This is a genomic window from Humiphilus diazotrophicus, assembly GCF_059726315.1.
Map to the genome: position 1 here is coordinate 2,347,992 of NZ_AP040870.1, position 16,667 is coordinate 2,364,658.

A 16,667-nucleotide genomic window follows, 5' to 3' on the forward strand; every position below is an offset into this window, starting at 1 on the left:
GGAACAATTTACCGCTTTCCTTGAGGGGACAAACCAGCCTTTTCCAACTGCTTTAGTACCTCCGGTGCAGCGGCACTTCGATAGTCCGTCGTTAGCAAGCCATAAGTTTCAGTATTCCCGTAAAACCTGCCAGCCCCACTCGATTGCGTGCCATTGAGCGCCCAATAGCTCCAACCGACACCGGTTTCAGAGATATATCGAACGAGAAAGTCAAACCATTGGCCAAAGTCGCGGCAATCGGCGGGATTCTGACAAATGCCTATCTCTCCAATCCAGATAGGAGTAGCATGATCCCCCGATCTCAGATAGCCCCACTGTTGGTCTAGATACTTTTTAAATTGCTCATAAGTCTGAGAAACAGGCTGGCTCCATCCGTAATTGTGTGGAGAATAAACAAGCCGGTTAGGAACAGACAACTGCACAGGCAAACGCCCGAAGTCTTCGAGGCGTAAGGAATATCCAGGACCCTCGACAAACACCAGCAGATTGGAATTTTCACCCAGAATGGCATTGCCTCCGCGTTCAGCCGCCGCATGCCAGTCTACAGAGGGATCGCTTCCTCCCCACTGTGCCCCACTCCTTAGCTCATTCCGAAGATCCGCACCTATAACGTAAGGCTGAGATTTGTATCTATGAACAAGGTTCTTCCAATCTTCAAGCCAGTGAGTTTCCGGATACTCGCGGCTATACCAAAGACCGTTTCCATCTTTCTCATTGCAGCACCAATCTGCACGGCTAACATGGTTATCCAGAATCACCATTAGGCCTTCCGCAGCCAATGCGTCAATGACGGTATCCATGATTTCCAAAGAATGCTTTCCACGCAACTGAGGATTTGCATTCAAGGCATAAGCCGGCACCGAGGGATTGTCTTCGACAATCTGATTGGCCCAAGGCAATCTGACGGAATTGAACCCCATCGTTCGGATCTGCTGTGCAAGCTCCTTAAGCGGAACCCGATCAAGACCACCAACAACGTATTCTCCTTGATCGAAACCATACCAGTTCACAGAAACCAGCTGTACCGGATTGCCCTGAGCATCACGAATCGCCGCTCCATCTGTATGCAACGGCAATTTTGGACGCTGTGGAGTATTTTCCATAGCAGATGAAATGGGACCGCAGAAGATGATTCCAATAAACAGAACAAAAACCACAACTCTAGAGACTCTCGAATACATCCCTTTCCTCTTTCAAAAATTCTTTTATGGCAATTTAGATTTCGATATAACCGCAAATATATCGGAGACGTCGTTTCCTCAAAGAGCAATCATGCTTTGCAATCCGAAATGCACTAACACATTCAGGGATAGCTTTTGTGAAAGTTATTTAGTAAACAAAAACACGTATAAGCAGGACCTCATTCAAAGGCTGATCCATGCGCTCAGATCCTTTGCACTCACAGCCGCCGCAGAATTCCACGGCAGGGTGGTTTCTGGCTTGGTTATCACCCAGGCAGAATTTGCGGCTTCTGCAATACATAAGCATTGCGATTGCTCATATTCGGGATAACGCTTAGCCGCCAGCCATACATACTTTGCCAACATCTGCGCATCGACCGAACTGCCCTCAGGATCGTCAACATCCGGTAGGGTGCTGACTCGTTGTTGATTTTCAAAGATAGCAATCCCGGTGAACGGCTTGGGACGAGCACGCAACCCGAAGCGCGCCACCAGTGTATCGGGACGAGCCCTCCGCAATGCCTCACTAGCAGCCCATTCCACGAAGCTATTGGGAAAGATAAGTGCGCCATTGCCGCTGAGAAATAAATCAATTAGAAAAAAACGTAGCCGCGGATCATTGCCACAAGATGTCGGCCACCACGGCTCCCAATTCTGATGTCTTACCTCGGAGAGGATTTGATCACTGGCCTGGATGTTTTTGGGAACGGCATTAACCGCCTCGAGAAAGCGATCACGAAAATCATGTAGCGCTGCATAGCTCAAATAACTTACAGAATCGGGAGAGCCCCAGTGCGTTCCGAGCTTGTTTTCGGCATCGATCAACCAGCAAGCACTCGTGTCGGGATCAGTCTGTCCCCCTCTTTTTTCGCGCAGACCTTTTAGGAAGGCTTCACCAAATGATCCGGGTTCTTGTGCCAGATGAATCTCCTGTCCCGTCTCTCGCCAGCCTTTCCAGAAGGAGTGTGCATCCACGGGCAAAGATGCAGGAAGAATCAGCACAATACTGCGGGCCTTCGGCTTGAGTTCTAGCTTAGCTTTGTCCGCCTCCGCTTCAATTTCTCCATAGATGCGTTGCACCTGAGCACGCCATTCTGAGTAGTATTCCGAGCGCGCTAGCAGCGAGGAATTTTCCATTGTCTCGTTTGCGGAAGTAAAGCCCAGATGCTCGAGATCCATCTTCACTTCCAGTGCACGCAAGGGCTGCGTTAGGGTATTCAGCCGGCTCGGGGGAATAGCCGCAACACCATCCAGGAACATGCGTAAACGGTTCTGCTCGTAGGGGAAGAGTCTTCCCCACGCAGATAATTGCTGTAACGGAGTAGGCCGCATGGTGAGAGGAAGGCGTTCGATCAGAGCCCGATAATGTGCTTCATTGGGAATCGACACCAACTTTTCGCTGAACGAGGTCATAGGAGCACCCCTTCCAGCGGGTCCTTAGCAGGCCCGACACCTCTAACTTCCAAAAGGCCAGTCATTGCCGACAACAAGCTTAATTGACTCGTAGGACGATCCACCAACACTCCCGGTTTCTTCACTGCCTGACCAAGACACACCATCCACGTCTGTCTTGTTGAATCGTTGTTCTGTCGATGATTGAAAAATCCGTTGGTACTCGAGCCATCGGTATCACGCCCAAATTCAGGCAGCACAAACAAGGTGGTCTTGTTCTTGTAAGCAGGAAGTGACTGCACTTCGTTCCACAGTTCGTAGACCAGACGGTCCATGGTCCGGATGCCGCCCAAGTGCAAGGAATAGGAACCGAAATGTGCTACTTCTACGTCGGAAAAGGTAATCACCAACAACGAGGGAGCAAAACGGCGCATCACCTCGACACTTACAAGATAGGTAAACTCATCGCCAGTTACGGGAACATTGGTATTGACCAGCCTGCCGATAGCCTCTTCGACTGCGTTGAGTGTCTTGGGTCCCAGAGAAGAGTTCCCTTCAGAAACCGACCAGCCAAGGCCATCAAAATTATCTCCTCGCAACATAGCTTCAATCTCCGGACGTACGCTTCCGCGATCCGAATTATGTGCCGCACGCCCTTCAGACGCCGCGCGGACAACAGCACTGATTAGCAGTTGTTTCGGGAACAGTACATTAGCGCCAAAAGCTGGGCCATATTCACGCACGGAACTGGCGCCGATCTTGCTTGTCAATGCTTTATTGCTGGAAACAAGCCAGGTTTCTTCCGGACCCCAACTCCTCTGCCTACGCGCTAGTTCGAATAAGGTCGGACTAATCGGCGCGGTTTTTCCCCAGTCATCCAATCTCTGCCATTGTCCGGTCAGCATACTGGAGATGGTGTTGAAATGAGAGGTTACTCCAAGATTGTGCACTGCCGGATAGAAGACACCTTGCGGCACTAGATCCTGATAAAGATGGGGAATATTCCCCACTCCTGTTTCTGCAAACGAATCCTCACGTCGAATCCCCCCGCACGTGACCAGCAGGACTTTGCGCCCAGGATTGTCAGGAGATCTATCCGCAATCGCTCTGGAGCTAGCCCACTGCTCGACAAGGAGTGCTGCGGTACTAGCCAAAAAGTTACGACGTGTTAATTCCATCTTGCTGCGCTCCCTACGGTTGAACCTCTAGAGCCAATAAAGTAATGTCGCGGTAGCTCTGATCTCGCTCCTCATTTGCAAGACGCGCATATTTCTTCTGCAGTTCCATCTCCGCCTGAGCCTCAGCCTTACGCCCTATCTTCAAATAGGCGCGGGCCAGCCGATAGTGAGCTTTTGAATTTTCCGGCTTCAGCTTGAGAGCACGTTCGAGGTAGGGGATGCTTCCCTTCCAATCCGAATCATCCTGCAAAAGAACTCCCATCTGCAGTTGTGCCTCGGCGTAGGTAGGATCGGCAGTAGTGGCATTTTCCAATAGCTTGCGCGCCAGCTCGATATTTTGCTTTCCATCATCGCGGCCAACAATTGTCGATGCCGCATAGGTCGCCGCCTTGACATCTTTCGGATGAGCCAAAGCATAATCCGACAGCTCGGAACAACGGGAGCTAAGGTTCTGTACCATGGCGTTGCAAGAGATTCCCAATAATTCGGCGTACACAGCATTGTTCGGGTCGCTTTTTAGCAAATCTGCAAAAACAGTGGCTGCTTCCTCCTTTTTCGCTCCGTAAAGAGCCGCGCCCAAACCAAGCCGCATACGCTTACTCTCCGGAAACTTAGCGGATGCAGCCTTAAACTCCATCACCGCAGCGCTAAACATCCAATGTCGCAGGAGATCATAGCCAAACTGCCAAACATTTTCTTCACTCGGGTCTAACTCTATAGCTCTCGCAAAATGTTTGGCGGCATTTTGATAATCCTTACTTTTTTCGTCGGCTTCACCTAGCAGCATCTGTGCACGTGCGGAATTTTCAGCATTTGTAACAGTTGCAAGAAGATTTTGAGCCTCGCTGAGCCGATCGGCACTCAACAGAACAGCGATAGTATCAAGCTTCAAGTCCGCATCTTTGGGATTCAGGCGCAGAGCAGCCAATAGAGCTCTCGCAGCTTCCTGCGGCTTGTTCTCCTCAACACACAAACTTCCTAAGCTTTGCTGAACCTGGCCGTTAGCGGGATTAAGTTGTACAGCCCGCCTTAATTCTGCAAGTGCCTCTTGATTACGATGAAGCTTATAAAACGCCGCTCCCAAATTCGCATGGGCCACGTCAGAGGTCGGCTTTTCCCGAACTGCGGCCTGAAGCGGAAGCAATGCTTCGGAATAAGCTCCTCGCGCGGCAAGAAGCACGCCCAAAGTTTCGTCTACAGCGAAAATCCCAGGATGTGCGGAACGTAGCCGGACAAGAATAGCCTCGGCCTTCTCAAGCTCTCCGCGATCCCTGGCCGCCATCGCTTCCTGATATTCCCGTTCCAGGCTGGAAGCTTTAGAGATCTGTGATACCTGAGAGCAGAGCGGATGTGTTGCCAACCCGGCTATTCCGGTGACAGTCAAAACCCAGATACACAGATTGATCCATCTTCTCACCTGCAAACTCCTGGAACCGATCCGCCAATATCCTAATCAGCTGACCACAGTTGCGCAAAGCATTTCCGTCAGTAGCCGATTCAGAAGTAAATAAGGGGATCCGCCGATTGGCGAATCCCCTCGTGGTAATGCAAATTAAGTGGTGCTTTCAACGACTAGAACTTGTAGTTGACTGAAAGCTGGAAGAAGCGCGAGTCGGGAGCATTGTTTTGCAAGCTACGGAAGTTGGTGATATTGCCACCGCTCGAACTGGTGTTCTGGTTGCTTGGCAAATCCCAAGTTGGATGGTTGAGCAGATTGAAGGCGTCCGTACGGAACTCCAACTTCTGTTCACGATATACCGTAAAGTTCTTAAAGACAGACATGTTTACGCGATTAAAGCCAGGACCAACTGCAATGTTGCGGCGGCCACCAGCATAGCCCTTGATCATGGCACGATCCGTCACATAAAGCGGCGTCGTGTCTCCAGCAGGACGGGTATCCGTTGCACTCGTAGGAATGTAGTGAGGATTGGCTGTTGTTTTATCCCAAAGTGTTTTTGATCCACCATCCCACGGATCACTGAAGGAACAAGGATTGAACCAGTGGTCCTTGGTTTTGGTTTTTGTCGCGCAGGTTTGACCGTGTGAACCGGTACCACCCGTAGCAAACTGGTCCTTGACCTTATAGGCAAAGGGACCATTCTCAAAGCCACCAGCAGTCGATATGCCGTTAGACCAAACGGTGAAGTAATTGCCGGATTGTGCGGTGAACATAGTATTGACCGACCATCCACCTGCAATCATGTCCCACGCCCTGCTCTTATTCAGATAAGCACGGCCTCTGCCGAAAGGCAGCTCATAGATAGCGTTGAATGTAAAGCGATGCCGAGTATCAAACGGCGAATTCGCGTAGTTTTCGCCTACAGGGATAAGGTTGTATTGAAGGAAGTTGCCGTCGCCAGAGGAACCCAATGGCGTTCTGGCAGCGTCCAGAGCATGCGACCAGGTATAGGTGGCCAGCAGATCCCACCCATGAGCCATCCGCTTTTGCAGCTTTGTCTGCAAGGAGTGATAGTTGCTGATGCCCGAATAAGCAACGAAAGCAGCACCACCGTAATGGGGATGAGGTTTCGCCAGGTATCTTTGTGAATTGCCATTGTTTGTAAGAGCCAACGGCGCATTTGTATCGACATTGACCTGCAGATGCCGAGAGGTGTTGCCAACATAAGAGGCCGTCGCAACGAAGTCACGGCCAAAAGCTCGCTCTACCGCCAGGTTCCAGGACTCGGTATAGGGAGTTTTGAGGTTCTCCGGGGTGCCGCGCAGGCCCAAGCCTGTTACTACATTTGCGAAACCGTTGGCTAACACTGTGCTGAAGCCCTTAGCAAAGGTGATGCCATCGGAGGCGCAATACAAATTGTTTGGGCAACCAGTGGTGTTGTTATAACTGGCGGAAATCTGGAATGGATAGTTCTCACCCAAGTTGCCCCAGTATCCCAAACTCTCCAGTCCGCCAAAGAATAAGCCGACGCCCGCACGTACCGTAGTTTTATCGTTCAGGGAATAGGCCGCGCCTAAACGAGGAGCAAAGTTGAGATGCGAGGCAGTGGCCAAACGCGGGTTCTTGTTGTAATAGATGCTGATGTTATCAGCAGCTAAAGCTTTATCAAAGCCGTTAGCACTGATAATCGGTTGTGCATATGCTTGCGAGAAACGCGGAATTGCATATGTTGCAGAAGAGGTAGAAGTAACAGTTGCTGGATCGAAAGTAGGTTTGGAGGTCGGATAGTAGTTAGCCTGATAGCCGTTCGCCTCCAAGTATGGCTGGAAGTACTCCCAGCGCAGCCCAAGATTCAAAGTTAGCTTGCGGGTGATGCGCCAATCATCCTGAACATAGAGAGCATCATTCCAACGCTGGTTCCTGTCCGTCACAGAATTGGAAAGTGTCCAGGAATTCTGCTGATCGAGCAGGAAGGAAGCTAGACCATACCCGGTGTTGCTCTGATTGGGATAGGAAGTCTGAGCTTCGGTGTAGTGGTATTCGCCGCGAGGTACCTGCGGCTGCAAGGTCGCAAAGCGGACGTTCAGGAACGAAATCCCCATTTTTATTGAGTGGTTACCCACGATCTTGGTCAGGTTGTCGAGGATGGAAAGGTTGTTGTTGTGCTCGTCAGTGGCTCCCCATTCAGGCGCGCCAAACTCAGCGGGGCTGGAAGTGCCGTTGAAAATAGTGCGAGGCAATCCTCCGTTTAGCGTTCCTTTTGGTATGCCGCCAAAGCCCAGGCTTGAAGCCAAGCCGTCATTGGTAGCATTCCGCTGCTGGAAGCCAGAGTGCAGATAGTTGAAACCTACACGTACCTCGTTGACCAATGTCGGGCTGAACATGTGGGTTTCCGACCACATGAAGTTATCGCCCAAATTCTTTTGCTTACCAGTTCCAAAGCCACCGCCATCGAGGACGTCTCCCAACGGAGTAGCCTTATCTCCGACCTCGTTGTAGTAGCTGAACCGGGAATAGGTGGAGTCATTAGCACCGATGGTCCAGTCGGCACGAACATCCCACTGGAACACATTATCAATTACGGGAAGAGTAGTGGAGTAGTTGCTGTACAGCTTACTGTTGTCGGTCGGCTTGGGATACAGGCTTAGAATCTTAAGCGCTGTCGGATTCATTGTTAAGCCGCTGTTAGCCAGGTTGTTATTGGCAATCGCAGCCGGTGGCGTGACGCCATCGGTAGACTGGCTGTACAGTTGAATCGGATTGCCGCCTAGCATCTGCCCATTCAACAGCTCGGAGAAATCGCCGTTGCGCTCTTTGAGCGAAGGGACATTAAAAGTGCTTGTGCTCCCATACTTCACACGTGTTGCCTGAGCATCCGCGAACAGAAAAAGCTTGTTTTTGAAAACCGGGCCACCCAAAGTAGCACCGAACTGGTTCTGGTGGTAAACGGGTGTTGTTTTGACGTTATTTTGGATGTCAGTCCACGACGGAATATCGAGAGCAGTATTGCGCACGTACTCCCAGACACTGCCATGGAAGTTGTTCGTACCAGATTTAATGCTGGCGTTGATAACCGCGCCGGCAGAGTGGCCGAATTCAGCGGAGTAATTGCTGGTTTGGACCTTAAACTCAGCGAGAGCATCTGGCGGAGGATTCACGACATAGCTTGCGCCGTTATAGAAGTCGACGACATTGGCATTGTTGTCCACGCCGTCGAGGATAAAGTTGTTCTCCTCGGCACGCTGGCCATTAGCTTCAAAGTCGCCCTTACCACCACCACGCGATCCGGAAGCGATAGCGACACCAGCAGAAAGATGCGCAATGTAAACCCAGTTGCGGCCGTTGAGCGGCACGTTATTGATCTGCTCGGCATTCATGGTCTGACCGACAGAACTCTCCTGCGTCTGCATGAGAGGAATCTCGGTCGTGACCACAACAGTTTCAGAAGCTGCACCCGGAGTGAGGGTGAGCACTACGTTCAAACGTTGTTGAATATTCAGTTGAAGATTGGTTTGCGTGGTGCTTTTGAAATTGGTAGCGCTTGCGGTGACTTCGTAATTGCCGATCTTGATTGGTGAAAATACATACACACCACCGGAGTCTGTCGTTGCTTTGAAGACTTGTCCGATGTCGACATTTTTTAGCGTTACAGATGCATTCGCGATTACAGCACCCGAAGTATCTTGAACGATACCGGTAATGGTGCCTTGATCAGCCTGCCCCAGCATGAACTGCGCTGGCACTAGACATACAAGCAGCACAAATATCGCTAGTATCCACTGGCGTTTTTGCATGCTAATTGCCTCCCCCAAATGCGTTCTACATACAGAAGCGGAATACCCAAGAGTGCGAATGAATACAAAAAAGTATTCGTATTCAATTTCGATCCCCAGAGTCGGGATGTATTCGTTTACATCCGCATCATGTCAGCTTCACGCCCGGGACAGTACGCTGGCGATGTATACGTTGTCAAGAAAAAATATTCCGGGCTTTTTATCGTTTTCCGCCCCTAATTCCGGTGTGTCATGAACGAAACTCTTCGTATACAAATGTGATGGAATCTACGCGAAAAACCCCTGTCGCTATCCCTCGAAGAAAGTTTCACTTAACCACAACTCAGAGGAATTCGGTGATACAGCAAGCCTGTTCAAAGACGGATAACCGCTATTTATAAATTAGTAACATATGGAAATACAATTGTTTTACAGAAAAGCATCAGCCGGAATCCGGGAAATCCGGAAGCATTTGTCCGTTTCGGAATCGTGACAGAGCCTTCCCTTTCCGCTGTACCCCTGCAAGGTCGTTTCACACATTCGATCTCTGACAGAAAGTCCAATTTGCCAATCTGACATTCATACTCAGCCCCGTTTCTGCTCCGAATGTTGTGCACGCACCGATGAGGCTTGCTGATCAAGGAGACGCCTAATGTGAGAGCGCTCAATCATCTATTTACTATTTCGTCATCAACCATTCGATGGAGTTTTTTATCAACCAAAAGATCGTTATTAGAATCAACTACTTAGATGACATTACCCTCACTGCAGAATGTGACCTGCACCACCGAACCTATGTTCATCGACAGCATAAGGTGGAGCCCGATCTTTGTGGGGCTTTTATCTTGAATCCATCTTGGAATGGGCAGTTTTCAAAATTCGACCGTGTCGCTCGTACAGAGGCTGCCCCCAGCTTTAGCGTCTGGATTGACGACATCGAAATCGGAGGACCGGACTTCGTGGTCATGGCCGGGCCCTGCTCTGTCGAATCCGAAGAACAGATCCTTGAAACAGCAGCAGCGGTATGCAGTGCCGGAGCACGGATTCTACGTGGCGGAGCATTTAAGCCGCGGACCTCTCCTTATGCGTTTCAAGGATTAGGAGTAGAAGGACTCAAGCTGTTGGCCAAAGCAAGCAGAGAGACTGGACTAAAGGTTGTTACAGAAGTGATGTCCGAAACAGACGTCTCTTTGATCGCCGATTACGCGGACATTCTTCAGATCGGCGCGCGCAACATGGAAAACTCCTCGCTACTGGAAGCCGCCGGACATTGCGGACGTCCAGTCCTGCTGAAGCGCGGCATGTCAGCCCGCATCGAAGATCTCCTTCGTTCGGCACAGATCATCGTCGAATCAGGCAATCCGAATGTCATCCTCTGCGAACGAGGTATACGCACCTTTGAAAATGCAACGCGCAATACCTTCGACATCTCTGCTATTCCTGTTCTCCACGCAGTTTCACGACTTCCAGTAATTGTCGATCCCAGCCACGCAGCAGGAGTTCGCCAGATTATCCCTGCACTATCGAAAGCAGCAGTGGCCGTGGGTGCAGACGGCTTGATTATCGAAGTTCACCCTAATCCGGATAAGGCCTGGAGCGATGGGGCACAATCGCTGACACCATTAATGTTTGCCGAATTGATGAGCGATCTACAACCCTATATGGCCTTGCGAGCGCAAGCCTTAACTGCCTCGTACAGCGGAGCGTGCCGATGAAGTTTTGCGTTTCTCTCTTCCTTTTAATCCTGGCATCGGCGACTACGTGTATGTTTTTTCGCCATACGTCACAAGTATCGGCATCCGATCATCCGGCACAGATCCTCTACACGGCGACTGCGCAATATCAACCGATGGCCTGGCTCAGGGGCGGCGAACGCTTTCCTCAGGGAGCACAGGTTTATCTCGACGATGGGCATACGGCCAAACTGCTTGCCGCTGGATTTGCGGCAACGGCCGATCCCAGCATCTCTCCGGATGCCACACACATTCTCTTTGCGGGTAAACATCATACGAATGAGTCCTGGCAAATATGGGAAGTAAATGTAGCGGGCGGAGAACCGAAACAGCTTACCTCTGGGACAGACGATCATATCCGGCCCTTCTATCTTCCCGATGCGCGCATCGTTTATGCCCGACATCAGCAGGGCCGCTTCTTGTTGGAAGCAGCACCAGTTGATCCCAAAGACGATCCGACCAAACCGCTCCTGTTGAGTTTTGCTCCAGGAAATTATCTGCCGACTGCCGTATTGAAAGACGGACGCATTCTCTTCTCTGCGAATTTCCCTCTTGGACAAGGTGCAGGAGCGGAAATATATACCGTCTACTCCGATGGCACAGGAGTCGAAGCTTATCGTTGCGACCATTCCGTCACTGCCAGCCAAAGCCGCTACGCTGCAACTCAGATCTCTTCCGGCGACATTGTCTTCACACATGGAAGCAACTTAGCCCGCTTCACTTCTTCTATGGCACATGAGGTTCCCATCGCCTCACCCAACGGGGAATATACCGGGGATGTTGCAGAGACGTCACAAGGTTCATGGCTAGTCTCCTGGCGAACCGATGCGAAACAGTCCTATGCCCTAAAGCTGTGGACTCCAGGTTCCAAAGAATTGCAGCCTGCTCCTATAGCCGAGTCAAAGCCAGGGATGAATCTCGTGGAGCCTGTAGTACTCGCGTCAACTGCCACTCCACGCCGCTTTCCGTCAGCACTACATGATTGGCGTTATGCCAACCTCATGGCTTTGGACGCTTACACCTCTCGGGAAACGATGCCCGGAACGAAAATTCAGTCGGTACGCGTCTATGTTCTCGACGCAACAGGTAAGAGCCAGGTGTTAGGAACAGCTCCAGTCGAAAAGGATGGTTCCTTCTACATTCAGATTCCGGGAGACCGTCCGGTACGCTTCGAACTCCTCGACAGTAAAACAAAGGCAATTCGCGCGCAGCACGGATGGATGTGGGCCCGTGCTGGCGAACAACGAATCTGCGTCGGCTGCCATGCTGGACCTGAACATGCACCGAAGAATGCCGTCCCGGAAATTCTGAACCGTTCGACCAATCCCACAGTTCTCACGGGAGGCCGCTAGAATGCTCACCCCACTTCTTGGATCTTTACTTCTAAGCTCTGTCATGAGCGCACTGCCTGCGCAGACAGCAAACACAGCGAAGACGGTCCCCCCTCCGGCACCGCAGACATCGTCACCGATTCATTTTGACGACGCGACCGCCGCCTCTGGAATCGACTATGTCCATAGCATCGGCTCCAGTCAGTTAGGAACGCTCCTCGAAGCAACCGGTGCAGGTTGTGTCTGGTTTGATTACAACAACGATGGCAAGCTCGATCTCTATGTGACAAATGGACGCCCACTGGAAGACAGCATGCATCCGCATCCGATGAATCCGAAGCCGGACCCGCTCCCCCAGGGACATCTATACCGCAACAACGGGAATGGAACCTTCTCCGACGTCACCAACAAGTCGGGAATCAAAGCGGATCTGTATGGAATTGCTGTTGCCGCTGCGGACTATGACAATGATGGCTTCCAGGATCTATTGATTACAGGCTATGGGCGAGCCATTCTCTACCACAACAACGGGAATGGAACCTTCTCCGACGTCACTTCCAAAGCAGGTATTTCGCTGGATGGGTGGTCGATCAGCTCGACGTGGCTCGATTACGACAAAGACGGTTGTGTAGACCTATTCATCGGCCGCTACGTAAAATTCGATCCTACCTATCGCAACTTCTACGCAGCGGACAACTATCCTGGTCCTCTTGACTACGAAGCCACCACCAATCGGCTATACCGCAACAACTGCAATGGAACCTTTACAGATGTAACCGATAAATCCGGAATTGGGGCATATAAGGGACGGACCATGGGTGTCACCTCTGCGGATTTCGATGGAGACACGTGGCCGGACATCTACATCTCGAACGATAAAACAGAGAACTTTCTCTTCCGTAACAATCACAATGGCACATTCAGTGAAATGGCCGCCGATGCCGATGTCGCTTATGGGCAAAACGGTGAAAGCACCAGTTCAATGGGCCCGGTATTTGCAGATATCACGGGTAACGGCAGACTCGACCTCTGGGTAACAGACTCGAAATACAACCGTCTGATGCAGAACACGGGAAAGAATCTCTTCGTCGATATCGGCGCGCAGGCTGGGATATCACAAGCAAATGCTCAATACACCAGTTGGGGCACCGGAGTCTATGACTTCGACAATGATGGTTTGCTGGACATTCTGATCTTCCATGGCGGTCTGATTCATCTGGTTCCGCAGGAGCACTCACTCTTTCGCGGTATAGGAGCAGGAAAGTTTTCCGATGTTTCACTCACCGGAGGCTCCATCCTAAGTGTCAAAACCGTGGGACGCGGCTCATGCTTCGGCGACTACGATAACGACGGAAAGGTCGATGCCTTTCTGGTCAATCTGAATGCACCGGGCAGCCTTCTGCATAACACCACAGCCTCTACCGGACACTGGATTGCGATTCACCTCAAGGGAACTAAGAGCAATCGGGACGGTATCGGAGCTCATCTTGAAATGTTTGCCGCCGGACGCCGTCAGGTAGCTGAACGTATTGCCGGTTCAGGATATCTTTCGGAAGACGATGGGCGAGTTCATTTCGGAATTGGCAAGGCAACGAAGATTGATAAATTAACTGTGCGTTGGCCTAGCGGTACGCTGCAGACTCTCGAGAATGTGGCTCCCGATCAAGTACTCACTGTAGAGGAGCCCAAATGATTGCAGTCTCCTCATGGCGGCTTCTGGCGGCAGCAACGTTAGCAGTAAGCCTTTGCCTCACCGCAGCGGTCCCCCTGAGCCATCTGGCGCAAGCAAACTCGGCACCAACGCCCGACGAGTATCTTTCTCCTGGAGAGATGGCTCTCTCTCCAGACGGTACGCAATTGTATGTCGTATGCGAGCAGAGCAATGAACTACTCGCTATCGACCCGGAATCAGGAAAGATTCTGCACCGCATCACCGTTGGACGTGGTCCACGCGGGCTCTCAGTCGCTGCAAACGGCAAGCTGGTCTATGTAACCAACTCTTGGGACGATACAGTCTCGGTCATCGATATCGCTAATTTCCAGCTAGTCCGTAATCTCCCAACCGGCGCAGAGCCGTCAGCCGTAATCCCCGACAGGGATGGAAGCTCCCTTTACATTGCAAATCGTATTAGCAACGATATCTCCGTCATCGATCCGAGCAGCGGAGAAGAAAAGAAGCGCCTGCTGGCCGGACGAGGGGCAAGTTATCTAGCCATCTCATCCGACGGCTCGCACATTTACAGCACGCACATTTATCCGAATCAAAGCGTATACCGTACTGCTCCGGAATCGGAGATCACGGTAATTGATGCCTCGCGTCAGGTCGTTACGGATCGTATCCCACTACACAACATCGCCGGAGTATTTCATATTGCTACCTCCGACGATGGCCGCCTCAATGTCGTTGCCCAATTGCAGCCCAAGAATCTGGTGCCTCTTGCACATGTTGCACACGGTTGGGCTCTGAACAACTCCCTGACCCTCTTCGGAGAGGATGTCGGTACACCGGTACAAGTTCCGATTGATGAATTGGACCGATATACCTCGCTTCCTTATGGCGTGGTTCTTTCACACGATAAGAGCCGGATCTATATCTCGGCGTCTAGCTCAGATAGCGTTGCTGTCATAGATACAAATCTGCTACTGTCCTACGTTCGATCCCATCATAAAGCTTTCTCCGACGATCTCTCGGCAACGGGAAATTACCTCATTGCACGCATTGACGTAGGTAAGAACCCTCGCGGCATGGTTCTGACTCGTGATGGTAAACATCTGCTGGTTGCGAACCGCTTCGACGATTCCATCAGCTTGATCGACACAGCAAGCAATACAGTGGTCTCCACCTTCGACCTCGGAGGTCCGAGAAAGGCCAGTGCCTGGAGACGTGGGCAACAAAATTTCTATAGCGCGAAGTATTCCTTCCAGGGACAATTCTCCTGCGCCAATTGCCACATCGACTCAACCTTTGATGCTCTAGCCTGGGATCTGGAGCCGGATGGCTTTGGCAAAGACATTGTCGATAACCGCTTGCTGGAAGACATCAAGGATACCGAACCCTATAAATGGAATGGCGGCAACCCTGACCTACCTACCGAATGTGGACCGAGAACCGAGAAGTACTTCTTCCGCTCCCAAGGCTTCTCACAGGCGGAGTTGGCCGACATCGCCCTCTATGTTCGTAGCCTCCCAGCCCGGCCCAACCGATTCCGCCTGCCGCATGGCCAGCTGACAGCTTCGCAACAACGCGGCAAGATGATCTTCAATCGCATCCGCGACAAACGCGGCAAAGCGATTCCGCAAGAAAGGCAATGCGCCTTCTGTCATAGCGGCCCGAAGTACACCAATAAGAAGCAATTCGACGTCGGAACCGGGAAACCCAGTGACCGTTCCCCGATACTCGACACCCCGCAGCTCACCAATATAGGGCTCACTGCTCCGTACCTGCATGACGGTTCGGCACGTACGCTTGAAGAGATTTGGACCATCTTCAATCCTAACGATATCCATGGGGTCACAAACGACCTCACCAAAGACGAACTTAACGATTTAATTGAATATCTGAGGACACTATGACAAGCATTCCTTCTAGAATTCGAATCCTCAGCATGGCTTTGCTTCTCAGTATTCTGGGCATCGTGCCTGCTATTGCGTCTGCGCAGGATGCCAGTGTGCCCTCCATGCCGCGCTTTCGTTGGGAAAACTTCACCACAGCAAACGGACTGCCGGACAATCATGTCTTCTGCGTTCTGGTAGACGGCAACCGCATATGGGCCGGTACAGAAGGCGGGCTCGCTTTATATGAGGGAGGAAAGTGGAAGGTCTATACACCGAAGGATGGCTTGGCGCATAAAGTCGTACTTTCTCTGGCACTCGACCGCAAAACAGGAGATGTGTGGGCCGGAACAATGGCAGGATTGAGCCATGTTTCTGCAGGACGCATCGATACCTACACGCAGCTCAACTCCGGATTATCAAACGATGTCGTTTACGGGGTTTCTGTTTACGGTGACGAAGTATGGACAGCCACTGCAGCGGGCGCCAGCCGGTTGAATACCCGCACCGGGGAATGGACACTCTACAACGAACGCAACACTCCGATGCAGGAGATCTGGGCCTACAGCGTTACAGCTGCAGAGGACAAAGTTTATTACGCAGTCTGGGGTGGAGGCGTACTTGAGTACACGAAGGCCACCGGACAATGGAAGGACTATAACGATCCCGATGGCGAAACCGAGATTGTTCTATTCAAAGATCAAGGCCTGATTCACGAAATCACGACTTCGGTAAGCTACGTAGACAAGATTCTGTGGGTTGCAACCTACTTCGGCGACAGCCGTTATGACGGACGCAATTGGCACAACTTCCTCACAAAAGATAGCGGCCTACCCTCAAACTTCACCAATACAGTCAAGGCCATCGATGCTAACCGCGCCTGGTTTGGCACCGATAAAGGACTTGCTTATTACGATGGCACCAATTGGGCCGTCTATCGTCCTTCACTCAATGGAGGCAAACCGGAGATGACTGTTCGCGATGCTGCCGGGCATATTACGAACATTCCTGTCGATTCGGCTCCATCGCACAATTACATCCTTGGCCTCGATTTTCACGGCCCCGATCTTTGGGTAGCCACGGCCAAGGGACTCAGTCATGGAATTCGCAACAATTAAGGAGAGGTAT

The 16,667-nt window shown here is 51.4% G+C and carries 10 protein-coding genes; 5 read left to right on the forward strand and 5 right to left on the reverse strand.

Features of this window, described 5'->3' with window-relative positions:
- Window positions 1–8 precede the first annotated feature (8 nt).
- The 5 genes from AC6I7T_RS10705 to AC6I7T_RS10725 form a co-directional block, all read right to left on the reverse strand.
- Window positions 9–1,181 (reverse strand): glycoside hydrolase family 5 protein, encoded by a 1,173-nt coding sequence (locus AC6I7T_RS10705; RefSeq protein ID WP_497793377.1) that lies wholly within the window; start codon window positions 1,179–1,181, stop codon window positions 9–11.
- Window positions 1,182–1,364: 183 nt separating this feature from the next.
- Window positions 1,365–2,594, reverse strand: a complete 1,230-nt coding sequence (locus AC6I7T_RS10710) for a hypothetical protein (protein WP_497793378.1) — start codon at window positions 2,592–2,594, stop codon at window positions 1,365–1,367.
- Window positions 2,591–3,751: a hypothetical protein gene (locus AC6I7T_RS10715; RefSeq protein WP_497793379.1), complete on the reverse strand. Its 1,161-nt coding sequence runs from the start codon at window positions 3,749–3,751 to the stop codon at window positions 2,591–2,593. The genes AC6I7T_RS10710 and AC6I7T_RS10715 overlap by 4 nt, the downstream gene beginning before the upstream one ends.
- Before the next feature lie 13 nt (window positions 3,752–3,764).
- Window positions 3,765–5,168, reverse strand: coding sequence for a tetratricopeptide repeat protein (locus tag AC6I7T_RS10720; protein WP_497793381.1), 1,404 nt, complete (start codon window positions 5,166–5,168; stop codon window positions 3,765–3,767).
- Window positions 5,169–5,323: 155 nt separating this feature from the next.
- A complete protein-coding gene (locus tag AC6I7T_RS10725; RefSeq protein WP_497793382.1) occupies window positions 5,324–8,944 on the reverse strand; it encodes a TonB-dependent receptor in 3,621 nt (1,206 codons plus the stop codon).
- Window positions 8,945–9,768: 824 nt separating this feature from the next.
- Between AC6I7T_RS10725 and aroF the strand changes: the two genes are divergently transcribed.
- Genes aroF through AC6I7T_RS10750 form a run of 5 tightly spaced genes read left to right on the forward strand, consistent with a single transcriptional unit; the run spans window position 9,769 to window position 16,657 of the window.
- Window positions 9,769–10,638, forward strand: a complete 870-nt coding sequence (aroF, locus tag AC6I7T_RS10730; RefSeq protein ID WP_497793383.1) for a 3-deoxy-7-phosphoheptulonate synthase — start codon at window positions 9,769–9,771, stop codon at window positions 10,636–10,638.
- A complete protein-coding gene (locus AC6I7T_RS10735; protein WP_497793384.1) occupies window positions 10,635–12,008 on the forward strand; it encodes an HzsA-related protein in 1,374 nt (457 codons plus the stop codon). Before aroF ends, AC6I7T_RS10735 begins: the two co-directional genes overlap by 4 nt.
- Before the next feature lies 1 nt (window position 12,009).
- On the forward strand, window positions 12,010–13,680 hold the full coding sequence (locus AC6I7T_RS10740) for a CRTAC1 family protein (protein ID WP_497793385.1): 1,671 nt from the start codon (window positions 12,010–12,012) through the stop codon (window positions 13,678–13,680).
- Entirely contained in the window at window positions 13,677–15,560 is a 1,884-nt protein-coding gene (locus AC6I7T_RS10745; protein WP_497793386.1) for a YVTN family beta-propeller repeat protein, read from the forward strand. The genes AC6I7T_RS10740 and AC6I7T_RS10745 overlap by 4 nt, the downstream gene beginning before the upstream one ends.
- The gene (locus tag AC6I7T_RS10750) at window positions 15,557–16,657 is read left to right on the forward strand and encodes a ligand-binding sensor domain-containing protein (RefSeq protein ID WP_497793387.1); all 1,101 of its coding nucleotides are present in this window, start codon (window positions 15,557–15,559) and stop codon (window positions 16,655–16,657) included. Before AC6I7T_RS10745 ends, AC6I7T_RS10750 begins: the two co-directional genes overlap by 4 nt.
- The last annotated feature ends 10 nt before the right edge of the window (window positions 16,658–16,667 follow it).